18 protein-coding genes are annotated in these 19,455 nt (G+C 40.0%); 1 reads left to right on the forward strand and 17 read right to left on the reverse strand.

Going from position 1 to position 19,455, the window contains the following annotated elements; translation table 11 throughout:
- Positions 1 to 2 precede the first annotated feature (2 nt).
- On the reverse strand, positions 3 to 212 hold the full coding sequence (locus THC_RS03860; RefSeq protein ID WP_068513600.1) for an FmdB family zinc ribbon protein: 210 nt from the start codon (positions 210 to 212) through the stop codon (positions 3 to 5).
- Between the two features lie 233 nt (positions 213 to 445).
- Here THC_RS03860 and THC_RS03865 point away from each other — a divergent pair, with 233 nt between their 5' ends.
- On the forward strand, positions 446 to 2,974 hold the full coding sequence (locus tag THC_RS03865) for an ATP-binding protein (protein WP_082706272.1): 2,529 nt from the start codon (positions 446 to 448) through the stop codon (positions 2,972 to 2,974).
- On the opposite strand, the gene amrB is transcribed toward THC_RS03865, so the two are convergent.
- From amrB to mraZ, 16 genes are read right to left on the reverse strand one after another with little or no spacing between them, the layout of a single operon-like run.
- A complete protein-coding gene (gene amrB, locus THC_RS03870) occupies positions 2,954 to 4,147 on the reverse strand; it encodes an AmmeMemoRadiSam system protein B (RefSeq protein WP_068513606.1) in 1,194 nt (397 codons plus the stop codon). The genes THC_RS03865 and amrB overlap by 21 nt on opposite strands.
- Positions 4,140 to 4,925, reverse strand: coding sequence for a ParB/RepB/Spo0J family partition protein (locus tag THC_RS03875; RefSeq protein ID WP_068513610.1), 786 nt, complete (start codon positions 4,923 to 4,925; stop codon positions 4,140 to 4,142). The genes amrB and THC_RS03875 overlap by 8 nt, the downstream gene beginning before the upstream one ends.
- Positions 4,926 to 4,927: 2 nt before the next feature.
- Complete coding sequence (gene ftsZ / locus THC_RS03880) at positions 4,928 to 6,052, reverse strand: cell division protein FtsZ (RefSeq protein WP_148638817.1); 1,125 nt, start codon at positions 6,050 to 6,052, stop codon at positions 4,928 to 4,930.
- Positions 6,053 to 6,063: 11 nt separating this feature from the next.
- Positions 6,064 to 7,272 (reverse strand): cell division protein FtsA, encoded by a 1,209-nt coding sequence (gene ftsA / locus THC_RS03885; RefSeq protein ID WP_082706273.1) that lies wholly within the window; start codon positions 7,270 to 7,272, stop codon positions 6,064 to 6,066.
- A 3-nt stretch (positions 7,273 to 7,275) separates the two neighbouring features.
- Positions 7,276 to 7,953, reverse strand: a complete 678-nt coding sequence (locus tag THC_RS03890; RefSeq protein ID WP_167344318.1) for a cell division protein FtsQ/DivIB — start codon at positions 7,951 to 7,953, stop codon at positions 7,276 to 7,278.
- A gap of 31 nt (positions 7,954 to 7,984) precedes the next feature.
- Complete coding sequence (murB, locus tag THC_RS03895; RefSeq protein WP_068513616.1) at positions 7,985 to 8,908, reverse strand: UDP-N-acetylmuramate dehydrogenase; 924 nt, start codon at positions 8,906 to 8,908, stop codon at positions 7,985 to 7,987.
- Positions 8,895 to 10,286, reverse strand: coding sequence for a UDP-N-acetylmuramate--L-alanine ligase (gene murC / locus THC_RS03900; protein WP_068513618.1), 1,392 nt, complete (start codon positions 10,284 to 10,286; stop codon positions 8,895 to 8,897). The genes murB and murC overlap by 14 nt, the downstream gene beginning before the upstream one ends.
- The gene (gene murG / locus THC_RS03905) at positions 10,279 to 11,376 is read right to left on the reverse strand and encodes an undecaprenyldiphospho-muramoylpentapeptide beta-N-acetylglucosaminyltransferase (RefSeq protein WP_068513621.1); all 1,098 of its coding nucleotides are present in this window, start codon (positions 11,374 to 11,376) and stop codon (positions 10,279 to 10,281) included. The genes murC and murG overlap by 8 nt, the downstream gene beginning before the upstream one ends.
- Positions 11,373 to 12,770 (reverse strand): UDP-N-acetylmuramoyl-L-alanine--D-glutamate ligase, encoded by a 1,398-nt coding sequence (gene murD / locus THC_RS03910; protein ID WP_068513623.1) that lies wholly within the window; start codon positions 12,768 to 12,770, stop codon positions 11,373 to 11,375. Before murD ends, murG begins: the two co-directional genes overlap by 4 nt.
- 5 nt (positions 12,771 to 12,775) lie before the next feature.
- The gene (gene mraY / locus THC_RS03915; RefSeq protein WP_068513626.1) at positions 12,776 to 13,855 is read right to left on the reverse strand and encodes a phospho-N-acetylmuramoyl-pentapeptide-transferase; all 1,080 of its coding nucleotides are present in this window, start codon (positions 13,853 to 13,855) and stop codon (positions 12,776 to 12,778) included.
- Entirely contained in the window at positions 13,855 to 15,246 is a 1,392-nt protein-coding gene (locus tag THC_RS03920) for a UDP-N-acetylmuramoyl-tripeptide--D-alanyl-D-alanine ligase (protein ID WP_068513629.1), read from the reverse strand. The genes mraY and THC_RS03920 overlap by 1 nt, the downstream gene beginning before the upstream one ends.
- Positions 15,236 to 16,717 carry a UDP-N-acetylmuramoyl-L-alanyl-D-glutamate--2,6-diaminopimelate ligase gene (locus THC_RS03925; RefSeq protein ID WP_068513631.1) on the reverse strand — a complete coding sequence of 494 codons (1,482 nt, stop codon included), beginning with the start codon at positions 16,715 to 16,717 and terminating at the stop codon, positions 15,236 to 15,238. The genes THC_RS03920 and THC_RS03925 overlap by 11 nt, the downstream gene beginning before the upstream one ends.
- 1 nt (position 16,718) lies before the next feature.
- Positions 16,719 to 17,717, reverse strand: coding sequence for a hypothetical protein (locus THC_RS03930; protein WP_068513635.1), 999 nt, complete (start codon positions 17,715 to 17,717; stop codon positions 16,719 to 16,721).
- The gene (locus tag THC_RS03935) at positions 17,714 to 18,061 is read right to left on the reverse strand and encodes a hypothetical protein (protein WP_068513638.1); all 348 of its coding nucleotides are present in this window, start codon (positions 18,059 to 18,061) and stop codon (positions 17,714 to 17,716) included. Before THC_RS03935 ends, THC_RS03930 begins: the two co-directional genes overlap by 4 nt.
- Positions 18,062 to 18,063: 2 nt before the next feature.
- Complete coding sequence (gene rsmH, locus THC_RS03940) at positions 18,064 to 18,951, reverse strand: 16S rRNA (cytosine(1402)-N(4))-methyltransferase RsmH (RefSeq protein ID WP_231938379.1); 888 nt, start codon at positions 18,949 to 18,951, stop codon at positions 18,064 to 18,066.
- Positions 18,923 to 19,390 carry a division/cell wall cluster transcriptional repressor MraZ gene (gene mraZ / locus THC_RS03945; RefSeq protein WP_068513641.1) on the reverse strand — a complete coding sequence of 156 codons (468 nt, stop codon included), beginning with the start codon at positions 19,388 to 19,390 and terminating at the stop codon, positions 18,923 to 18,925. Before mraZ ends, rsmH begins: the two co-directional genes overlap by 29 nt.
- Positions 19,391 to 19,455: the final 65 nt, after the last annotated feature.

Here is a 19,455-nt window from a genome sequence, read left to right on the forward strand (position 1 = left end):
GCTCAACCAAAGCCAAAACCTCTTCCCCCGCCACAAGAACCAGAGCCTCCTATAAATCCTCTACCCCAGGAGGTAGCAAAAGAGGAGTATTCCTTTGTAACATCCTTAGAACCACAATAAATGCACCTTACATCTTTCTCATCTTCTTTGGTGAAACAAAGGGCTTCAAAAATCTTGCCACACTTTTCACACTTAAATTCATAAATAGGCATGCTCAGCACCTCCCAATTATTAAATTAGTTTACTAAAATAATAATTATTTTTCCTCTTTTTTCAAGGCTCCTTTATAAGTTCAGGGGGAGGCTATAGATTTTCTTTATGAGGTAGAAAAAAATTTGAACTTTTAAAAATAGACCTACATCCGAAAAGCTTACTCTATCTCAAAAGTTTCTAAGGATATTTTTCGCTTGACAATAAATTCTGATTACCTAAAATTAATTAGTATATGAAAAAGTTGAAAATATGGATTTTTTTAGGTTTTATCTTTTTTCTTCCTATCTCCTCATTAGCTAAGGAAAGGATAGTTATCTATGCTCTTAATGCTAAGATTCTTGATAGACCCCTTATAAATTGTGAGGCCCTTGCAGGTTATCTCAATCAGAAAAGCAAGGATTTTTCCTTTTCATGCCTATATGTTGATGATAGATATTTCAGGGATGTGAAAAGCCCAAATTTTCAACTGGCCATCGTTAATCCCCCCATCTTTATAAATTTAAAAGAAAGATTTCAAGACCGGGAAACAAAGGGAGTTTTTCCTATTTTTAACATCTATTCCTATGAATTTTCAAGAAAAGGGCTTCAAGGAGCAGTTATTTTTACTTTAAAGGATTCTTCCATAAATTCTCTCTCTAATTTAAAGGGGAAAACCATAGGGATAGTTTCTGACTGTGCGAGCTGTTTTGCACTAAGCCTATATGAGCTTAATAAGATTGGGATTAAAGAAGATCATATAAAACTGAAGAGATTAGGTAGCTGGGAAAAAGTGATTGAAGCTGTTTTAAAAAAAGAAGTTAATGCTGGTGCAGTAAGGACAGGAGTTTTAGAATATCTTAATAAGAAAAAATATATAAATCTCAATAAAATCAAGGTTTTGGCCTCTAAAAGCTATCCAGATTTTCCCTTTCTTGTCTCAACTACCCTTATTCCAGACTGGTATTTAGTGTATACAAGGGAGGCCTCCCCTAAACTTATATCAACCCTTTATCAGGCCTTATCTGATCTTGCTCAAATGAAAAAGGAGATACCAAATTCCGATCTTATGGTTATACTTCCCTATGAGCCCCATCAACTATATGTTATAATGAAAGAACTTCTTATCGGACCTTTTTTTCCTTTACGCAAAATGGTTGAAGCTGAAAAACAAAGACTTACTATTATCTATTCAGCTTTAATTTTATTAGCTGGATTTACTATTTTCTACCTCCTTTATTTATATAGAAAAAATACTCGCTTAAATAAAGAACTTGAAGAGGGAAAGAAAATTCTTGAGTCTTTATTGGAAGAAAAAAGCACCTCTCTAAGTATAATTTCAAAAAAGCTTAAGGAGGAAATGGAAATTCTTGAAACTATGTTTAAAAATATAGATACAGGTGTAGCTCTTCTTAATGAAAATGGCCTAATCTTAAAAGCAAATAAGACCTTTCAAGATATATTTGAACAGGATCTAAAATCTCTTTTGGGTAAATCTTTTAAATCTTTGTTAAAAGAAGTAAATTGTGAGATCAGCCATGATATTCCTGATAAAAAAGAAATATCTGAGACGAAAAATACAATAAAAATAAAGATAGATAATAGAGAAAAATTCATATATTTTAGAGAAATTGCCTTAGAAGAGATTTTAAAATCTTTAGCTATAGTGCGAGACATAACCTCGGAGAAAAAGTGGGAAGCAGAGGTAACCCGCTACACCCAGCTTGAGACTTTAAGAGTGATTGCCAGTGGCCTTGCCCATGATCTAAATAATCTTCTCAGCAGTATTTTGAATAACACCGAAATTCTTCTTAGGAAAGGATCAGCTCTTCCTTATAAGATTCTTGAAAAGCTTCAGGCAATTAAAAATACCTGTCTCCGGGCAAAATCCATAACTCAGGAACTTCTTGTCTATGGAAAAAGTTTAATTCTCTCCCCTGAACTTTTCTCCCTTCCTGAATTTCTGCGAGAAGTAACTGCCTTTGCTTTAGCTGGCTCGGGTATAAAAATTTTATATTCCTTTGATCCTCGAATTAAGTCCATTGAGTGTGATAAAAATTTATTAAGTATTGCCTTACATAATATTCTTGTTAATGCAAGACAAGCTATGAATGACAAAGGCATCATAAAAATTGTTACTGAATTAACTAAACCATATGTAATGTTAGGAATTTCTGATACAGGCCCTGGAATTCCTGAAAAGATCAAAAAAGATCTTTTCAAACCCTTTATAACCACTAAACCTGGTGGTTCAGGACTTGGCCTATTCTCAGCCAATAGAATTATCGAGGCTCATGGTGGTAAAATTGAAATTGAGAGTTCTCCTGGTCAGGGAACGACAGTTAAAATATATTTACCCTTTTCTGAAAAAGAGGTCTCCCCTGTTGAAGCCCCTCAATTGCAATTTTCCACTCCCGAGAGTAAAAAACGCATACTTCTTATGGATGATGAGATAGAGATTAGAGAGTCCTTAAAGGAACTTCTTGAATCCTTTGATTTTGAGGTTATTACCTGTGAAAATGGGGAAGAGGCCCTTCAATTATATGAAAGAGATGGGCCTTTTGATGCAGTTATTCTTGATCTTACAGTTCCAGGTGCCTTGGATGGTATTCAGACCTTTTATGAATTAAAAAAGAGGGATCCAGAGGTAAAGGCCATTTTAGCAACTGGCTATGCCTATAAAAAAGAAACTCTTGATGCAAAGGCCTTAGGATTTAAAGAGGTCCTCATAAAACCCTTTAGTCTGGAGAGCCTTCTTGAGGTCTTAGATAATATAACCCGCTGAAGCTACACTTACAGCTGAACCCTCGCCAAAGGGTAAAACCTCTTGATAAAAAATCTCCCCCTTGCCCTGAAAAACTCCCTTTGAGATGAGTTTAGATAATATATACAAAGCACTTGCTCCACAGACCTTCATTCTCTCCAGGGCAAGGACAAAATCTTCCAGCTCTTTAACCTTTCCTGAAAAAGCAAGTTCAAGAAGATCTCTATCGTGCTTAAGGGCAGATTGAGCCAGAATTTCGTCAACGCTTACAGGGTCTCCATAACGAAGACCAAGATGACAAAAATCAATTCCCAACACTATATAACTCCTTTCATCAAGGAGATCCAAAAGCCCCTCAACTAATCCATCTATAAGTTTCTCATTAGAAAAAAGAAGGCGATGAGAACCTATAAGAACAGGGAGGACAACTACATCATCTCCAAAAAGGTGATGCAAGAATAAGGCCTGAAACTCAATAGAATGCTCAAGTTTATGGGCAATGTGATCTGGAAAAAGCTCAAGCTTTTTTGAATTAGTTAGATATAGAAGACCTCCCCTATCATTCCTTAAGATACCAAAAGGAGTAGCTATATCCTTGGTTAAGACCGAATAGGGAAAATCAAGGTAGTGCCCCACACCAAGAATAATGACCCTTGATCCCGCCTGAGGCTTAAATCTCTTATAGGCTTCTGCATAGGCCTTAGCTCCAACTCTCAAATCTATATGAGGGGCAATAAGTATCCGAGAGGCCTCTTTTCCATCGGCAGAGGAAAGACTCAAAATCTTATCCAAGAAGGCCTTAGCTTCATCTTGTTCTAAAGGATACCCCATATTAGCATGGGCCATAAGACGGAGTCTCTGTTGAAACCAGGCCTGATAGGCCCTCTCCTTTATCTCTTCAAAGCTCTTACTCCAGAGAAAACCTTTAGCATCAAGCAAACTGACAAGTTTTACAATCTCCTCAAGAGGGACAATTTGGCCGGTTCTTTTTGTGGCTTCAGCCTGAAGATCTCGCAGATCGTGCTCTCCATCCATAAGGGCAAGCAAAAAGAGAATTCCCTGAGGAAGAGCAATTACCTCATCTACAATTCCTACTGGGTCCCTTAAGAGGACAACCTGCTGACCTTGAAATTCTCCAGGAAAAAGATCAACTTGGCGAAGAAGGGGTTTAAATTCTGGATCCAGGTTATTCACTTAGACCTCCAAAATCCTCGAGTGTTAAGTTGTTACAGGCATCTTTTACCCTCTCAAGGGCAGAATAAAACTCTTCTTCAATGGTTCTCACTCTCATACCGTAGGCTCTCTGCACAGCCTTTCTCACTATTTCACCCTTGAGAAGGGCATTTTCCCAGCCAAACTCTGCATATTTTTCATTTACTACCTGATTTAATTCAAGTAGGGCCTTTGCTCTATTTCTCCGCTCCTCAGCGGCAGAAGGTAAGGGTAATCTCAAAAATTGATCAATCTTTTCAAGAAAGGATTCATAAAAACTTGCTGGAAAGCGGGGATCGTATTCCTCAATGGTAAATCCAAAGGTGATCAACATAGGTTCCTTAAAATAGGTAAAAAGTTCCTCTTCCAAAAGGTCTGGGGATTCCTTCAAAAAGTCCATAAAAAGCCGATAGGCCTGTTTAGATTTATCTTTTACATTAGGGGGTTTTTCTGTATTAAACTCAAGAATATAATGGTAAAGGCTTTCATCAACAACAACTGCTAAGATCTCCTTTGCTCCAAGATCACGCATAGCCTCTAATCTATGTCTTCCATCCACTACATAATATTTTCCTCCCTTTGGCACAACTACAATTGGGGTAAGAAATCCAAGTTTTTCAATAGACATCTCTAAATGCTTTTTCAAGCTCTCAGAGATATCTCGTTGAAAGGGGGGAGGCTCTATCTCTTCAATCTTAAATAAGGCAAGTTTAAGTGGTTGACCTTTGACTGGATCTTCAAAATAGGCTATTTCTTTCATCTTTAATCAGCACTTTTGCGAAGGATAGTGGGCACCTCAAGAAGATCTTCATTAAGCCACTCTCTCCAGTCGATCTTCTTTTTCTCTTCCTTAGCCCTACTTCTTTCTTCAAGGGAAATGACCTTTTCGCCTGAAGTGGAGACCCTTTTCTCCTTTTCAAGGCCTGTGGCAATAATGGTAATTCGTAAGTTTTCTCCAAGGTTTTCATCAAAAACTACACCAAGATAAACTCTTGCCTCAGGATGAAGCTCCTTTGAAACCATTCCTGTAATATACTGGGTCTCTTGAAGGGTAAGGGTTTCAGGATGAACACTTATGTTAAGAAGAAGACCCTTAGCACCGCTGATGGAGAGATCCTCAAGGAGGGGACTTGAAATAGCCATTTGAGTCGCAAGCTCTGCTCTCTCCTCTCCGCTTGCCTCTCCCATACCCATCAAAGCAACTCCTCCTGTTTCTGTCATCACCGCCTTAACATCAGCAAAGTCAAGATTAATATACCCGGGAGATAAAATAAGATCTGAAATACCTCTTACTGCATAATATAAAACATCATCAGCCTTTTTAAACATCTCATAAAGTCTTTCCTGAGGGGAGCCCAATAAAATAAGTTTATCATTGGGAATAGTAATTAAGGTGTCCACATACTTTTTTACTTCCTCAAGGCCTTCCTCAGCCTGTTTCATCCTGATTTTACCCTCAAAAGAAAAGGGCTTGGTAACCACTGCTACAGTAAGTATTCCCAACTCTTTACAGATACTTGCAATTATGGGAGTTGCTCCTGTGCCTGTTCCTCCTCCCATGCCAGCAGCTAAAAAAACCATATCTGCATCTTTAAGGACATCCCGAATTTCCTTTTCAGACTCCTCCGCTGCCTTTTTTCCAATCTCTGGCTTTCCTCCTGCTCCAAGACCACGCGTTAGATTCTTACCAAGCTGAAGCTTAATAGAGGCTGGATTTAGGGAGAGAACTTTATAATCAGTATTAGCCACAATAAATTCAACTCCTATTAAACCGCGTTTTATCATATGGGAGACCGCATTTCCACCTGCCCCCCCTACTCCAATAACTTTTATGTTGGGCTGAAGTTTCACATCCTCTTGATGAACCAGATCAAAGGGTAAAGTCATGGCAGCCTCCTCTATATTTTTAAAAGTTTTTTTATCTTTTCCATTAACCCTCCCTCTTTTTGTGAGGGTTTTTCTAAACCTTGATAATGGTTTTGGTAAACATACATAAGCATGCCTACAGCAGTTGCAAATTGCGGATGAGAGATCTCCTCTGTAAGACCAGGAAGTCTTTCGGGATAGCCCACACGAGCAGGAAGATCAAGGATCTGATCTGCTAAATACAAAAGCCCCGGAAGAAGGGATGACCCACCAGTTAAGACCACTCCGCTTGTTAAAAAGGTCTTGGGGAAATTTTTTATTTCTGCTTCAATAAGAACCAAGAGCTCTTTGACGCGTTCTTCAAGAATCTCTGCCAGAATCTTTTTACTTATTTTCCGCCCAGGTCTTTGGCCAATTCCTGCAACCTCAATAACATCTTCCTCATCTACAAGCTCCCTTAAACAGACTCCTCTTTCAATCTTAATTTTTTCTGCCTCAGTGCGTGTCGTTCGCAGACAGACCGCAAGGTCCCCAGTAAGAAGTTCTCCTCCTACGGGAACAGAGGCCACATATCTTAAAACATTTTCCTTATAAATAACTATATCGCTTGTTCCTCCTCCAAAATCAATGAGTAAGACCCCCAGCTCTTTTTCTTCTGGTGTAAGCACAGCTTCAGCTGAGGCTAAGCCCTGAAAAATAACCCCATCCACATCTAAATTCAAGTTTTCAAAACATCTCAAAAGGTTCTGCACATAACTCCTTTGAGCAGTAATTAACTGCACATGAGCCTCAAGCCTGACCCCCATCATTCCAACAGGATGCACAATCCCCCTTGTCTGATCCACCACAAATTCCTGAGGGATCACATGGAGCAAGATCCTATCCTGAGGAAGGTCTATAGCCTGAGCTGAAGCTAAAACCTCCTCCACATCCTGAGGGGTAACCTCTTTCTCCTTTAGAGCTACCACTCCCATATTAGACTGAGTCTTAATATGGCTCCCAGCTATTCCGGTAAAAATATAATCCGGTTCAAGTTTAGCCTGAGTAACAGCCTTTTCTATAGCATTCCTTATACTCTGAGAGGCCTCTTCAATATTAATAATGGACCCCCTTTTTAGGCCCAGAGAGGGCACAACCCCCATCCCGGTAACCCAGAGCTTGCCCTCCCTTTCCTCTCCCACAAGAGCACAAATCTTGGTTGTCCCTACATCAACAACTAAAATTCCTCCACCTTTCTTCATAAATTAACTCCTAAACTTTAGTAAAGCCTGACCAAAGGGATAATCAAGCCTTATTATTTCAACCTTTTCAATCATTTGATTATCGTATAAATATACCATAATGCGGTCAAGATATTTGTAAAGGTTTATCCATTCCTCCATTATACTCACCGGAAAATAAATTCGTAAATGATTTTTGGTCTCAAAGATTATTTTATCTCTTTCCAGGGTAATTTTAGCAAAATTTTCAAATACAGGAAGATAGGACTTGTTATGTTTAATCCAATCAAGAAAGGTAAAAAATTTATCCTTCCACTCCTCATCTTTTATTTCAACTAAGGGATAAAAGAGATAATCCTGAGGGAGAATACCCCCAAGAATCACTCCCTGCTTATCTATAAGATAACCTCTGTTTTCTCTTATAAGGATGGCAAGGCCTTCTCTTTCTCTAACAGAGATCTCAAGTAAAGAGGGGATGCGCCTAAGGATTACGCAGTCCTCAATAAAGGGGTGTTTTTTGATTTTGGCCTTGAGGAGTTTCAAGTCTATTCCAAAGAGCCTTTCTCCACCTTTTAATCCTGTAAGCTTGATTATTTCTTCCTGGGATACCCTTTTATTATCTCTAATCCTAATCTCTTTCAAAACAAAAAGATTGGTAAAGTAAAGGAGATAAATAATTACTCCTGAAAGGAGTATAAGCATTAAAACCAGGCCCATAAAAATTTTATATCTTTTAAAAAAGTTCAGCATCCTTTAACCCCAAAAATTTTACTTCTGGTTCAAGGAGGACTCTAAAATTTTCATAGACCTTTTCTTGCGCAAGCTTCATCAATTTCAGGACATCTTCTGCCCTTGCCCTACCCTCGTTTACAATAAAATTGGCATGTTTTTCAGAGATCTTTGCTTCCCCAATACGGTAACCTTTAAGGCCAACGCTCTCAATCATAGCTCCTGCATAACAACAAGGGGGATTTTTGAAGACAGAGCCAAAGGTCTTCTCTGTTACTGGCTGGGTGGCTCTTCTTTTTGCCCAAATCTCCTGAAGATGCCTTTTAATCTCATCTTTTGAGCTTTTTTCAAATTCAATTTCACTGGCAAGGATTACCCCATCAGGTCTAAAGGCCCGATAAGTCCAATCCCCTTCCTTTGGCTCAAGCTCTTCTATCTTCCCCTTTCTATAAATCTCAACCCTTTTAACCAAAAGGGAGGTGCTTTTTCCAAATGCCCCAGCATTCATCCTAACTGCTCCACCAAGGGTTGCCGGAACTCCTGCTAAAAACTCAAACCCACTATAGCCCATCTCATAAGCTACTCTTATCAAGCTATTTAAGGTTGTCCCCGCAAGCACCCTTAATCTAAGGGTCTGCCCTTGAGAGAGAACTTCAATTCCCTTTAAGGACTTTAACATTATAACCACACCCTCATAACCACTATCTGCAGGAAGAAGATTGCTTCCTCCTCCCATTACATAAAAGGGCATTCCCTCTTTTTCAAGAAAGCTAAGGAGTTTTACCAGTTTTTCCTTATCCTCTGGAAAGACAACCCTTTCAGAAGAGCCCCCTATTTTTATTGTAGTATAGGGTGCAAGGGGTTCTCTCTCCTTGAAATTAATTCCTAAATCCTTTAAATATCTATCAAGCCCTTTAAGCCACTGCATACCCTTCCAATCCCTTTTCAGAGAGCTCCTCCAGAAGATGATAGATATTCCCTGCCCCCATGGACATTATAATCAATTCAGAGCTGGCAAGCTTTTCCAGAAGCTCTCTTGCATCCTTCAAATCTTTTTCAAAAAAGGTAGGTCTTACCCCCCTTACTTCCTTTACAGCCTGATAAAAGGCCTCTCCAGAGATCCCTGGAATTGGCTCTTCACTGGCAGGATAAATCTCAGTTAAAAGAAGAATTTCTGGCTCCTTGAGGGCAAGCAGAAAATCCTCCCACAGGGCCTTGGTGCGTGTGTATCTATGGGGTTGGAAGAGAAGAAGAATTTTTTTATGAGGATACAGGCTTCTTATGGCAGAAAGAGTTGCTGAAATCTCACGGGGATGATGAGCATAATCGTCTATTAAGAGGGCCCCTTGAAAGGTGCCTTTATACTCAAGTCTTCTTCTAACCCCTGAAAATCCCTCTAAGGCTTTTAAAGCCTTTGATATAGGGAGATCAAGCACAAGGGCAACTGCTAAAGCCCCAAGGGCATTCTGGGCATTGTGCTTCCCTGGGACCCGAAGTCTAAATCTACCAAGCTTTTTACCTTTAAAAGATACCTCAATTAAAGGAAAAGCGCTTTCTTCAAGGATTTTTCCCTGCAGATCCGAGCCATCTGAAAAACCATAAAAAAGAAAAGGCCCTGAGAGCTCCTCAGTTACCTCCTTTACCCCTGGATCATCTTTGCACAAAATTACTTTACCCTCAGGATGACACCTCATGATAAAATTAGCAAAGGCCTTTTTTACCGCATTGAAATCCGCATAAAAATCCAGATGTTCCTGATCAATATTGGTGATAACTTCTATAAAGGGTGAATAAAATAGGAAAGAACCATCACTTTCATCTGCTTCAGCTATAAGAAACTCACTCTCTCCCAAAAGGGAATTACTCTCCACATTATTAATGACCCCACCCACAATTACAGTGGGATTAAGTTTAAGTTTGAGAAGCAGATGAGCAACCATGGATGTAGTAGTGGTCTTCCCATGAGAGCCTGCCACAACTATGGTTTTAGGATAGGCCTGCATAATTTCAGAAAGCATTTTAGCCCTGGGTAGAACTATCTTGCCCCTTTCCTTGGCAAACTTAAGTTCTTGATTTTCCTTAGAGATAGCTGAGGAATAAACCACAATTTCTACATCCTCAAGATGGGAAGAAGCATGCCCAAGAAAGACCTGTATGCCTGCCTCCTCCAAGGATTTCACATATTTACTCTTGACAAGATCACATCCACTTACTTCATGCCCTAAACGGTTCAAAATTAGGGCCAAACCACTCATTCCAACTCCACCAATACCTATAAAATGGATCTTTCTCTTTTTATCAAGCATGTCTCCTTCCTTCCTGGAGAATTTTTTTCATCTCATCAATAATAATCCTTTCTGGCTTAGCAATATTAAAGCCCTCATAGGCTGAGCTCATCTGCTGTAAAAGGGAGTTATTTCTTAGGAGGTCAAGAACTCTTTCCAAAAAAATTTCAGGGCTTATCTCTTCCTGTTTAAATACCAGAGCTACCCCAGCTTTTGCCAAAACCTCTGCATTCTTGTCCTGATGTTTATCTGCAGCATAGGGAAAGGGTATAAGAATAGCTGGTTTTTTAAGTGCTATAAGCTCTGAAAGAGTGGATGCTCCAGCTCTGGCGATAACGAGGTCTGCTTGCTGATAGGCCCAGCCCATATCCTCTATAAATGGAAAAATCTTTATTCTCTCCTTATGTCTTTCCCAGAGAGGCCATTTTTCATACTGGCTTTTTACCTTTTCATATTCCTCAAGACCGGTTTGATGAATCAGAAAAAGGGAAGGACTCTCTGAAAAAAGCCTATCAATTATCTTAAGAACTAAATCATTCAAAAATCTTGCTCCAAGGCTTCCGCCAAGGATAAGGAGCCCTGGGCCCTCATGCTCCCTTTTTCGTGAAAGGAAAAGCTCTTTTCTTACAGGATTTCCCGAGAAGATGGTTTTATTAGCTGGGAAAAAGACCGCACTTTCAGGAAAACTTATAAAGACTCTATCTACAAGCCTTGCCAGAAGGCGATTAGCCCTTCCAGGAAGAAGATTTTGCTCATGTAAGGCACTTTTTATGCCAAGAAGTTTAGCTGATAGCACAACAGGAACTGAGACATAGCCACCCTCGGCAAGCACTGCTGAAGGAGCATATTTCTTCAAAAGATTATAAGCAGAGAAGGTAGCCTTAACAAGCTTAAACAGGGCTCTTGTCTTATCCTTTAGAGGCCTTCCCACAATGCCTTCAACTTCAAGCTCTTTTACCGGAAAGGGTCTATTTTCCAAAATTTTCCTCTCAATGGGTCTTTTCCCTGAGATAAAAAGAACCTCTTCCCCGCTCTGCATAAGCTCCTCAGCCAAGGCAATGCCTGGTATGAGATGCCCTCCTGTGCCTCCTGCCACAATAACCCACCTCAATGATAAATCTCCCTCTCAGAATAGGTTTTCAGATACTGTGGGGCATACTTTCTAACCAATTCCTTAAAGACCTCTCCTCTTTCCTGATAGTCCCTAAACTGGTCAAAACTTGAACAGGCAGGGGAAAGAAGAACCATATCGCCTGGTGAAGCCACTTGAAAGGCTATAGCTATAGCTTGAGGAAGGTCTTCAGCTAAATAGGTCTCCACAAGCCCACCAAGATCTTCCTGAATGATAAATCTTGCCTCTCCCATAAGAATTAGGGTCTTTACCTTTTCTCTTATTAAGGGAACAAGCTCAAGGTAACTTGCCCCTTTGTGTCTTCCCCCTAAGATAAGGATAAGAGGACCACTGAGCCCTCTTAGGGCTTGAAGGGTGGCATCTACATTGGTTGCCTTGGAGTCATTGATAAAGGTAATTCCACCATAGGTTCCTACAAATTCAAGGCGATGGGGAAAGCCTGTAAATTCCTTGATTAAATTTCTACAAGCCTCTTCGGTTGCTCCCATAAGTCTACCTGTAAGAAGACTTGAAGCAAGATTGATACGATTGTGAAGACCAAGGAGTCTAAAATCCTTTAAATCATAAGTTTCAGATTCCTTCTGAAATCTGAGCACGATTTCCTCTCCTCTGAGAAAGGCAGATACTCCTTCTTCCTCAGTCTCAGAAAAGAAAAAGGTCTTTCCCTTTATCAAGGATTTGAATCTTGGATAAAAGGGCTCTTTCCAAGGCAAAAGGGCATAATCCTCATCCCTTTGCCTTTCAAAGAGGCGATATTTATAATAGGCATATTCCTCCATAGATGAGTATCTATCTAAGTGATCTGGAGTAATGTTTAAAAGGAGACCTAAGCGGGGAGAAAACTCTTCAATTCTTTCAAGCTGGAAACTTGAGACCTCTAGAACAATTTTGTCTACCTTTGTTCCAGAGAGCACAAACTCTGAAAGGGGGATGCCGTAGTTACCTCCGGTAAAGACCCTGTATCCAGAGAGCTTCAAAACTTCGGAAATCATTGCGGTAGTAGTTGTCTTCCCGTTGGTTCCGGTTATGGCAATCAGATTTTGCCTTTCTTCAAGGGTTAAGAATCTAAAGGCAAGCTCAAGCTCACCAATGACAGGGACACCAGCTGAAAGAGCAGGAAGATAGACTTCAGGCGCAACTCCCGGGCTAACCACTATGAGATCAGCCTTTTTCAGGGTCTCAGCCCTGTGCCCCCCTGTTTCAAAGATAACCCCTTGCACCTCCATAGAAGAAAGGTAAGATGGCGGAAGCTTTTCCCGTAGATTTGCCTCAGAGACAATAACCTCAGCCCCTTTAACAAGAAGAAGCCTTGTTGCTGATTGCCCACTCCTTCCAAAACCAACCACAACTACTCTTTTCCCTCTTAAATCCATATGCCTCACCTAATCTTTAAGGTGCTCAAAGCCAACAATCCGCAGATTACCGATATAATCCAGAATCTGACCACTACTTTATTTTCCTTCCATCCAAGCAATTCAAAATGATGATGCAAAGGGGCCATTTTGAAGATTCTCTTACCTCCTGTTAATTTAAAGTAGCCTACCTGTAACATAACTGAGAGGGCCTCCATCACAAAAACAGCTCCGGTAAGAAGAAGCAAAAATTCCTGTTTCACCATCACCGCAATAGCTCCCATTACCCCACCCAGGGAAAGAGATCCCACATCCCCCATAAATACCTCAGCAGGATGGGAATTATACCACAAAAAACCAAGCCCTGCTCCTCCTAAGATGGCGCAAACAATAGCCAGTTCCCCTGCAAAGGGGATATATGGAATAAAGAGGTAATTAGCAAATTTAATATGTCCTGAAGCATAGGCAAAGACTGTATAAACTCCTGCGGAAACAGCAAAAGGGACAATAGCCAAACCATCTAAACCGTCAGTTAGGTTTACTGCATTGGAACTACCAACCAGCACAACCGTTGCAAAGACCAAATAAAAAATCCCCAGATCAAGGACAAGCCTTTTTAAAAAGGGAAGATTGAGGGTAGAACTAAAGCCTAAAACCTGAAAAAGAAGGATATAAAAGATCCCAGAAAGAATTAATTGATAAAGAAGTTTTTCCCTGGCCTTAAGCCCAAGATTTTTGCCCTTCTTGAGCTTAAGATAGTCATCCAGAAAGCCTATTCCTCCAAAACCAATCAGAGCAAAAAGAGCTAACCAAACAAAGGGATTGGTAAGATTACACCAGAGAAGAACTGAGGCTGTAATAGAAAAAATTATAATCACTCCCCCCATAGTAGGAGTCCCGGTTTTTACCTGATGATGAGTTGGCCCCTCTTCCCGCACAATTTGACCAAATTGCTTAAGGCGCATATATTTGATAAAAGATGGCATAAAAAAATAAACTAATAAAAAGGCTGTGATTGAACCATAGATCATGCGAAAGGTGATATATTTAAAGAGATTAAAGAAGGAGATCCACTCACTTAAGGGATAAAGCAGATGATAAAACACTATCTCCCCTCACAGAGTTTTTTTATAATCCTCTCCATTTTAAGGGCCCTTGAGCCTTTAACCAGAATTATGGCCTTTTCTTCAGTTATTACAAATCTTTCAAGGAAGTCTTCAAGGGTTGGAAAGACCTCAAAGGGCTTTTGCGAGACCTCAAAACCCCGGGCATAAAAACTTGCCATCTCTCCCACAAAAAAGGCTTTATCTACAATAGATCCTGCAAGTTTTCCTATCTCCTGATGAAACATGGGGGCAAGATCCCCCAGCTCTTTCATATCCCCAAGGATAGCAATTTTTTTTCCAAAAGCTTCAGGTTGATCCCTTAACCAGAAAAGAGAGGCCTCCATGGAGCCGGGGTTGGCATTATATGTATCATCAAGAATAACATAATTACCTGCTTGAATAAGCTTTGCCCTCTCAAGAAAAGCTAACTCGCAAGGTAGCTTTGCTAAAAGCTCTTCAAGATTTAAACCTGCTGCTATGCAGATACCAAAAGCACAAAGGAGATTTAGCAAGTTGTGTCTTCCCAGAAGGGATACCTCAAAGGTATAAATTGAACCACCATATTCAAGGGAAACCTGAAAACCCCTTTCTAAAGGAAGAGCTGAAAGGAGCCTTAAATCCGCTCCCTTGACCTCTCCAAAGGAGAGTTTCTTCTGGGGCATCTTCTGGGCTTGAGTTCTTAAATTTTCTTGATCATAAAAATAAACAATCCAACCAGAAGGATCAGTTTTCCTCCAGAGAGAGGTCTTTTCTTCAAGAACCCCCTCTATGGAGAGAAGCCCCTCTAAATGAGCAGGTTGAATACAAGTAATAGCTGAGACCTGCGGTTGAGTAATCTCAGCAAGCCTTTCAATTTCTCCTTTCACACTTGTCCCAAGTTCAAGGACCACCCAATCAAAATCGCCTTTCATAGAAAGGATACTCAAGGGAACACCAATCAGGTTATTATAGTTAGCCTCATTCTTAGCAATTTTAAAAAATTTACTGAGAAGTTCAGAGGTAAACTCCTTGGTTGTAGTTTTCCCACAGGAGCCTGTTATAGCAATAATTTTAAAAGCTTTCTTAACCCTATACCACTGAGCAAGATCCCCCAGGGCCCGCAAGGTATCTTTAACCAAAATAATGGAAATGGTCTTAGGAAGTTCTTCAAGTTTAAGCCCTGCAGGGAAATACTCAAGAATAAGACCTTTAGCCCCTTTATCTAAGGCCTCCTTCCAAAAATTGTGGCCATCAAAATTCTTTCCCTTTAAGGCCCAGAAAAGATAACCTGGTTCAAAAATTCTTGTGTCTGTGCAAACTCCCTTGAAGACAATTCCCATGTCTCCATTGACAAGGATGCCTGAGGTGGCCTTGATAATCTCTTCAGTAGTTAGCTTATTTTCAACCAGCATTCTTCTCCAGCTCCTCTAAAATCTTTTTTACCTCCTCCTGATCAGAGAAAGGATACCTCTTACCTTCTATTTCCTGATAGGTTTCATGCCCTTTTCCAGCAATAAGAAGTATGTCTCCCTCTCTTAGAGATTTTACTGCAACCTCAAGGGCAGACCTTCTATCTGGAATACAAAAATAGGGCTTAGTGCCGTTAAGCCCTGTTTTAATGTCCTCTATAATCTTTAAAGGGTCTTCATAGCGGGGATTATCTGAGGTTAAAATCACAAGGTCAGAAAGGGTGCCGGCTACCTTCCCCATAAGGGGTCTTTTGCCAGGGTCTCTATTTCCTCCGCAACCAAAAAGGGTAATGAGGCGTCCCCTTTTAAAGGGGAGAAGACTTTTTAAAGCATTTTCTAAGGCATCGGGGGTATGGGCATAATCAACAAAAATAAAAGCCCCCCTCTTTTTCCCGCAGAGTTCAAGCCTTCCAGGAGGATTAGTAAGGCCTTCAAGGGCATGGGCAATCTCCTCATCCTTAAAACCCAGGGCTAAGGCACATCCCCAAAGGGTGGCTACATTTTTGGCCTGATAATCCCCAAAAAGATGGGTTACAACCTCATAAATTCCCCTTGGAGTCTCAATCTTAAGCTTTAACCCAGGGGTCCTTTCAAGGATTTTGACCCTCACTCCTTCGTCATTTACAAGAAAAATATCCTCCCTTTTAAAATATCCCATTTTTATAAGTTCATTATATAGAACTTTGCCATAATCTGTCTCAAGGGAAATAATGGCCTTGGCTCCATTTTTGGAATAATCTGTAAAGAGCTTCTTTTTTGCAGAAAAATAGGCCTCTATATCTTTATGATAATCCAGGTGATCCCGGGAAAGATTTGTGAATGCTAAGACCTGGAATTTTAATGGATAAATCCTATCCTGATCCAGAGCATGGGAAGAGGTCTCCATAATCACATACTTAAGTTGCTCAAGGAGTGCCCTTTTCAGAAGAGGCGCTATTTCAAGAATGGATGGTGTTGTCTCCTTGGCAGGAATTCTTTCCCCAATTTCATAAAAGAGGGTCCCAATATAGCCTGCCCTCTGGTTAAGCCTTTCAAGGAGAGACTTTAAAAAAAAAGAAGTTGAAGATTTTCCGTTAGTGCCAGTTATACCAATAAGTATTAGCTCCTTCTCAGGTCTTTCATAAAAATTAAGAGCGATTTCTCCAAGGGCCTTACGAATATTTTTGACCCTTACCTGAGGACAAGGTAAGTCCTTAGCCAGAGGAGATTCTCTGAGAATAGCTACCGCTCCTTTCCTGATTGCATCTCCAATAAAGGCATCCCCATCAAAGGTATAACCCCTTCTGGCAATAAAAAGAAAGCCAGGCTCAACCTTGCGTGAATCATCAGTAATGCCCTTTACAATAAGATCACCCTCAAAATTAAAAACCTCAAGCACCTCATGCATGGGGAGGATCTCGCTTAGCCTTTTCATTTTATAAAAGCTTAATCAAAAAAGAAAAATCTTTTTTAATATCTTCCAATAAAAAGGGCTTTCCTTCCTCAGATTTTAGTATACCAGTGAGGACATAAATAAATTCTCCTTTAATCTTAAGGTATAACCATCTTTCTTTTCCATAGGCAATCAGGCTTTCCAACTCAAGAGGTTCTGAAATTGAGGGACAGCGAGAATCCTCTTGGGGAAGAATAGTTGGTTCAAATTCACTACCACATACCCTTGCCAAGTAGGCCTTAACTAAATGAAGGGGGGTAATTCTCAAAAGATTTCCTTCCTCCCGGGCTTCATAACTTCCAAGCTCCCAGTTCACCTTTTTAATCTTAGCTGGAAAATCCTCCTTAGCTATTAAAATTGGCTCTTCCAGGAAATTCTTTTCTCCTTGCCCATAATATCCTATTAACTCGCCAGTTTTTAGACTAAAAAGGGCAACCCCATTTAGATCCAGGGCTTTATAGGATTTATTTAAATAATAAATCTTTTTAAGAAAATTTGTATCAAGCGAGGTAAGGACGCTCTTCCCATTTTTTAAAATGGGTTCAAAGACCTTTTCCATCCCGGAGTAACCTTCAGATTCTGCCATTCTTCCAATAAGGGGGCTTAAGCTCTGGTAAAGAGGCCTTCTCTCCATTGATCCCTTAATTATAACATCTTTAACTTCCTTTAAGACCTTTACCTCATCTAAGGTTAAGGAGTTAGATAGAAGCACAAGTCCTTTCTTAGGGAGATCCAAAGTGCCTGATAAATAAGGTTTAACCTGTGGTGGAACATCCTCCCCCAGGAGAGACTTTCCTCTTATCAAAAAAAAGGCCTGATAGTTTTCTTTATTTAAGACTAAGGGCTCTCCTTTTCTATCCAGAATGTATCCCCTCTTGCACTCCAAATGGGGATATCCTTTTCCCCTGGCAAACCCAAGCAGGAAGGTAACCCCTAAAATCAAAATACAAAAAACCAAACAGAGATTAAGTCTGCATTTCATTTTAATTTAATAATGTCTCCTGCCTCAGGTTTTCTCAAACCAAGAACTTTGGCCTTTTCAAGTATAACCTCCCGTGAGGTCAATCTTTTAAGCTCCTCTTCCATAACCTGTTTTTCTAAAAGTAATTTTCTGCTTTCACTTTTAATCTTAAAATAAACTAAAGTTTTATAGGCAACTCCTATAGAAAGCACAAGAAAAAGGATAGAAATGAAGAATAAAAGAACTTTTTCTAAGGTTTCTATCAGTCTTTCCCTAAGAGGGATCTCTTCTTCCTTTTTCTGGTTTTTTTTAAGAGGAGAGCTGTAGCTTAAATCTGGCTTTAAAGTGTAAACCTTTCCAGCCATACTCAACACCTCCTTTCAGCTACTCTAAGTTTTGCGCTCCTTGCCCTGGGATTTCTCTTAACCTCCTCAGGACTCGGAGTAACTGGCTTTTTAGTAAGATTTAAGAGCCTGTCATCATTCTTAAAGGCCCTTTTAACCAACCTGTCCTCTAAGGAATGAAAGGAAATAATACCCAATCTTCCTCCAGGTCTTAAAACCTCAGGCAGATCTTTTAAGGCCTTCTCCAGATTTTCAAGTTCTCTGTTGATTTCCATTCTTATAGATTGAAAAACGATAGCTAAGAGGTCTTTTTCTTTTCTCTTCAAGGGTCTATAAAATTCTTTAACCACTGATACAAGATCAAAGGTAGTTTCCAAGGGCTTAATCCTTCTTTTTTGCACAATAAAACGGGCAAAGGCAGTAGCCCTTGGAACTTCACCCCTTTCTAAAATTTCTGCAATTTCCCTTTCCGAAAACCTATTTAAAATATCTCTGGCAGTAAGCTCAAGTTCTAAACTCATTCTCATATCAAGGGGCTCATCCTTTTGAAAGGTAAACCCTCGTCCAGAGCCCTCTATTAAAAAAGAAGAAAGTCCAAGATCAAGCAATATAGCATCTGCTAAAACTCCCTCCTTTTCAAGAACCTCTTTTATATAGACAAAATTCTTAGGGATGATTTTCACCCTCCCTTGAAAGGGTCTCAAATTTTCCTCCGCAAGTTTCAGAGTATCCTCATTCCACTCAAAGGCATAAAGTAAGGCATCCTCTTTAGCTCTTTTCAATATAGCTGATGAGTGGCCTCCAAGCCCCAGAGTTCCATCCACAAAAATTTTTCCCTCTTCAATCTTTAACCACTTCAAAACCTCTTCAAGTAAAACGGGTTCATGATGGATCAGCTCTCTTTTCTCCATTTAGATAAGGATTCAGGACAGCCAAAATATCATCAAAGGACTCTTTTATCTTTTTAAAACGCTCATCCAGAGCCTTAGGATTCCAGATCTCAAAATAAGAGAGCATTCCAAGAAGCATGACTTCTTTTTCAACTCTGATTTCCTCGCGTAGAGATTGGGGTAAAAGGATGCGCCCCTGCTTGTCTGGTTCACATTCCTCAGCTGAACCGAGAAAATATCTCAAAAACTCTCGGGCCTCCTTCATACCAAAGGGTAGCTTGAGAAGGTTTTCTTCCATTTTCTTCCACTCAGAGACAGGATAGACCACTAAGCACTCCGGCATGTTGGTAATAATGAGGGCCTCGGTGCCGTATTTTACCCTTAAAACCTCTCTAAATTTGGAGGGTAAACTAAGCCTACCTTTTTCATCTAAGGAGTGTTTAAATTTCCCTCTAAACATTTTCTCCCACTTTTTACCACTTTATACCACTTAAGGATATTTGACCTCTTTAAAAAGTCAAGAGG

Source organism: Caldimicrobium thiodismutans, assembly GCF_001548275.1.
Classification (GTDB): Bacteria; Desulfobacterota; Thermodesulfobacteria; order Thermodesulfobacteriales; family Thermodesulfobacteriaceae; genus Caldimicrobium; species Caldimicrobium thiodismutans.

Bases quoted from the DNA above. Each gene is read 5' to 3' on its own strand.
- THC_RS03930 (WP_068513635.1), bottom strand. From the start codon at position 17,717: ATGAAATGCAGACTTAATCTCTGTTTGGTTTTTTGTATTTTGATTTTA.
- mraZ (WP_068513641.1), bottom strand. From the start codon at position 19,390: ATGTTTAGAGGGAAATTTAAACACTCCTTAGATGAAAAAGGTAGGCTT.
- rsmH (WP_231938379.1), bottom strand. From the start codon at position 18,951: ATGGAGAAAAGAGAGCTGATCCATCATGAACCCGTTTTACTTGAAGAG.
- murB (WP_068513616.1), bottom strand. From the start codon at position 8,908: ATGCAGTGGCTTAAAGGGCTTGATAGATATTTAAAGGATTTAGGAATT.
- THC_RS03860 (WP_068513600.1), bottom strand. From the start codon at position 212: ATGCCTATTTATGAATTTAAGTGTGAAAAGTGTGGCAAGATTTTTGAA.
- THC_RS03875 (WP_068513610.1), bottom strand. From the start codon at position 4,925: ATGAAAGAAATAGCCTATTTTGAAGATCCAGTCAAAGGTCAACCACTT.
- THC_RS03920 (WP_068513629.1), bottom strand. From the start codon at position 15,246: ATGCTGGTTGAAAATAAGCTAACTACTGAAGAGATTATCAAGGCCACC.
- THC_RS03865 (WP_082706272.1), top strand. From the start codon at position 446: ATGAAAAAGTTGAAAATATGGATTTTTTTAGGTTTTATCTTTTTTCTT.
- THC_RS03925 (WP_068513631.1), bottom strand. From the start codon at position 16,717: ATGAAAAGGCTAAGCGAGATCCTCCCCATGCATGAGGTGCTTGAGGTT.
- ftsZ (WP_148638817.1), bottom strand. From the start codon at position 6,052: ATGACTTTACCCTTTGATCTGGTTCATCAAGAGGATGTGAAACTTCAG.
- THC_RS03935 (WP_068513638.1), bottom strand. From the start codon at position 18,061: ATGGCTGGAAAGGTTTACACTTTAAAGCCAGATTTAAGCTACAGCTCT.
- murC (WP_068513618.1), bottom strand. From the start codon at position 10,286: ATGCTTGATAAAAAGAGAAAGATCCATTTTATAGGTATTGGTGGAGTT.
- murD (WP_068513623.1), bottom strand. From the start codon at position 12,770: ATGGATTTAAGAGGGAAAAGAGTAGTTGTGGTTGGTTTTGGAAGGAGT.
- THC_RS03890 (WP_167344318.1), bottom strand. From the start codon at position 7,953: ATGCTTATACTCCTTTCAGGAGTAATTATTTATCTCCTTTACTTTACC.
- ftsA (WP_082706273.1), bottom strand. From the start codon at position 7,272: ATGAAGAAAGGTGGAGGAATTTTAGTTGTTGATGTAGGGACAACCAAG.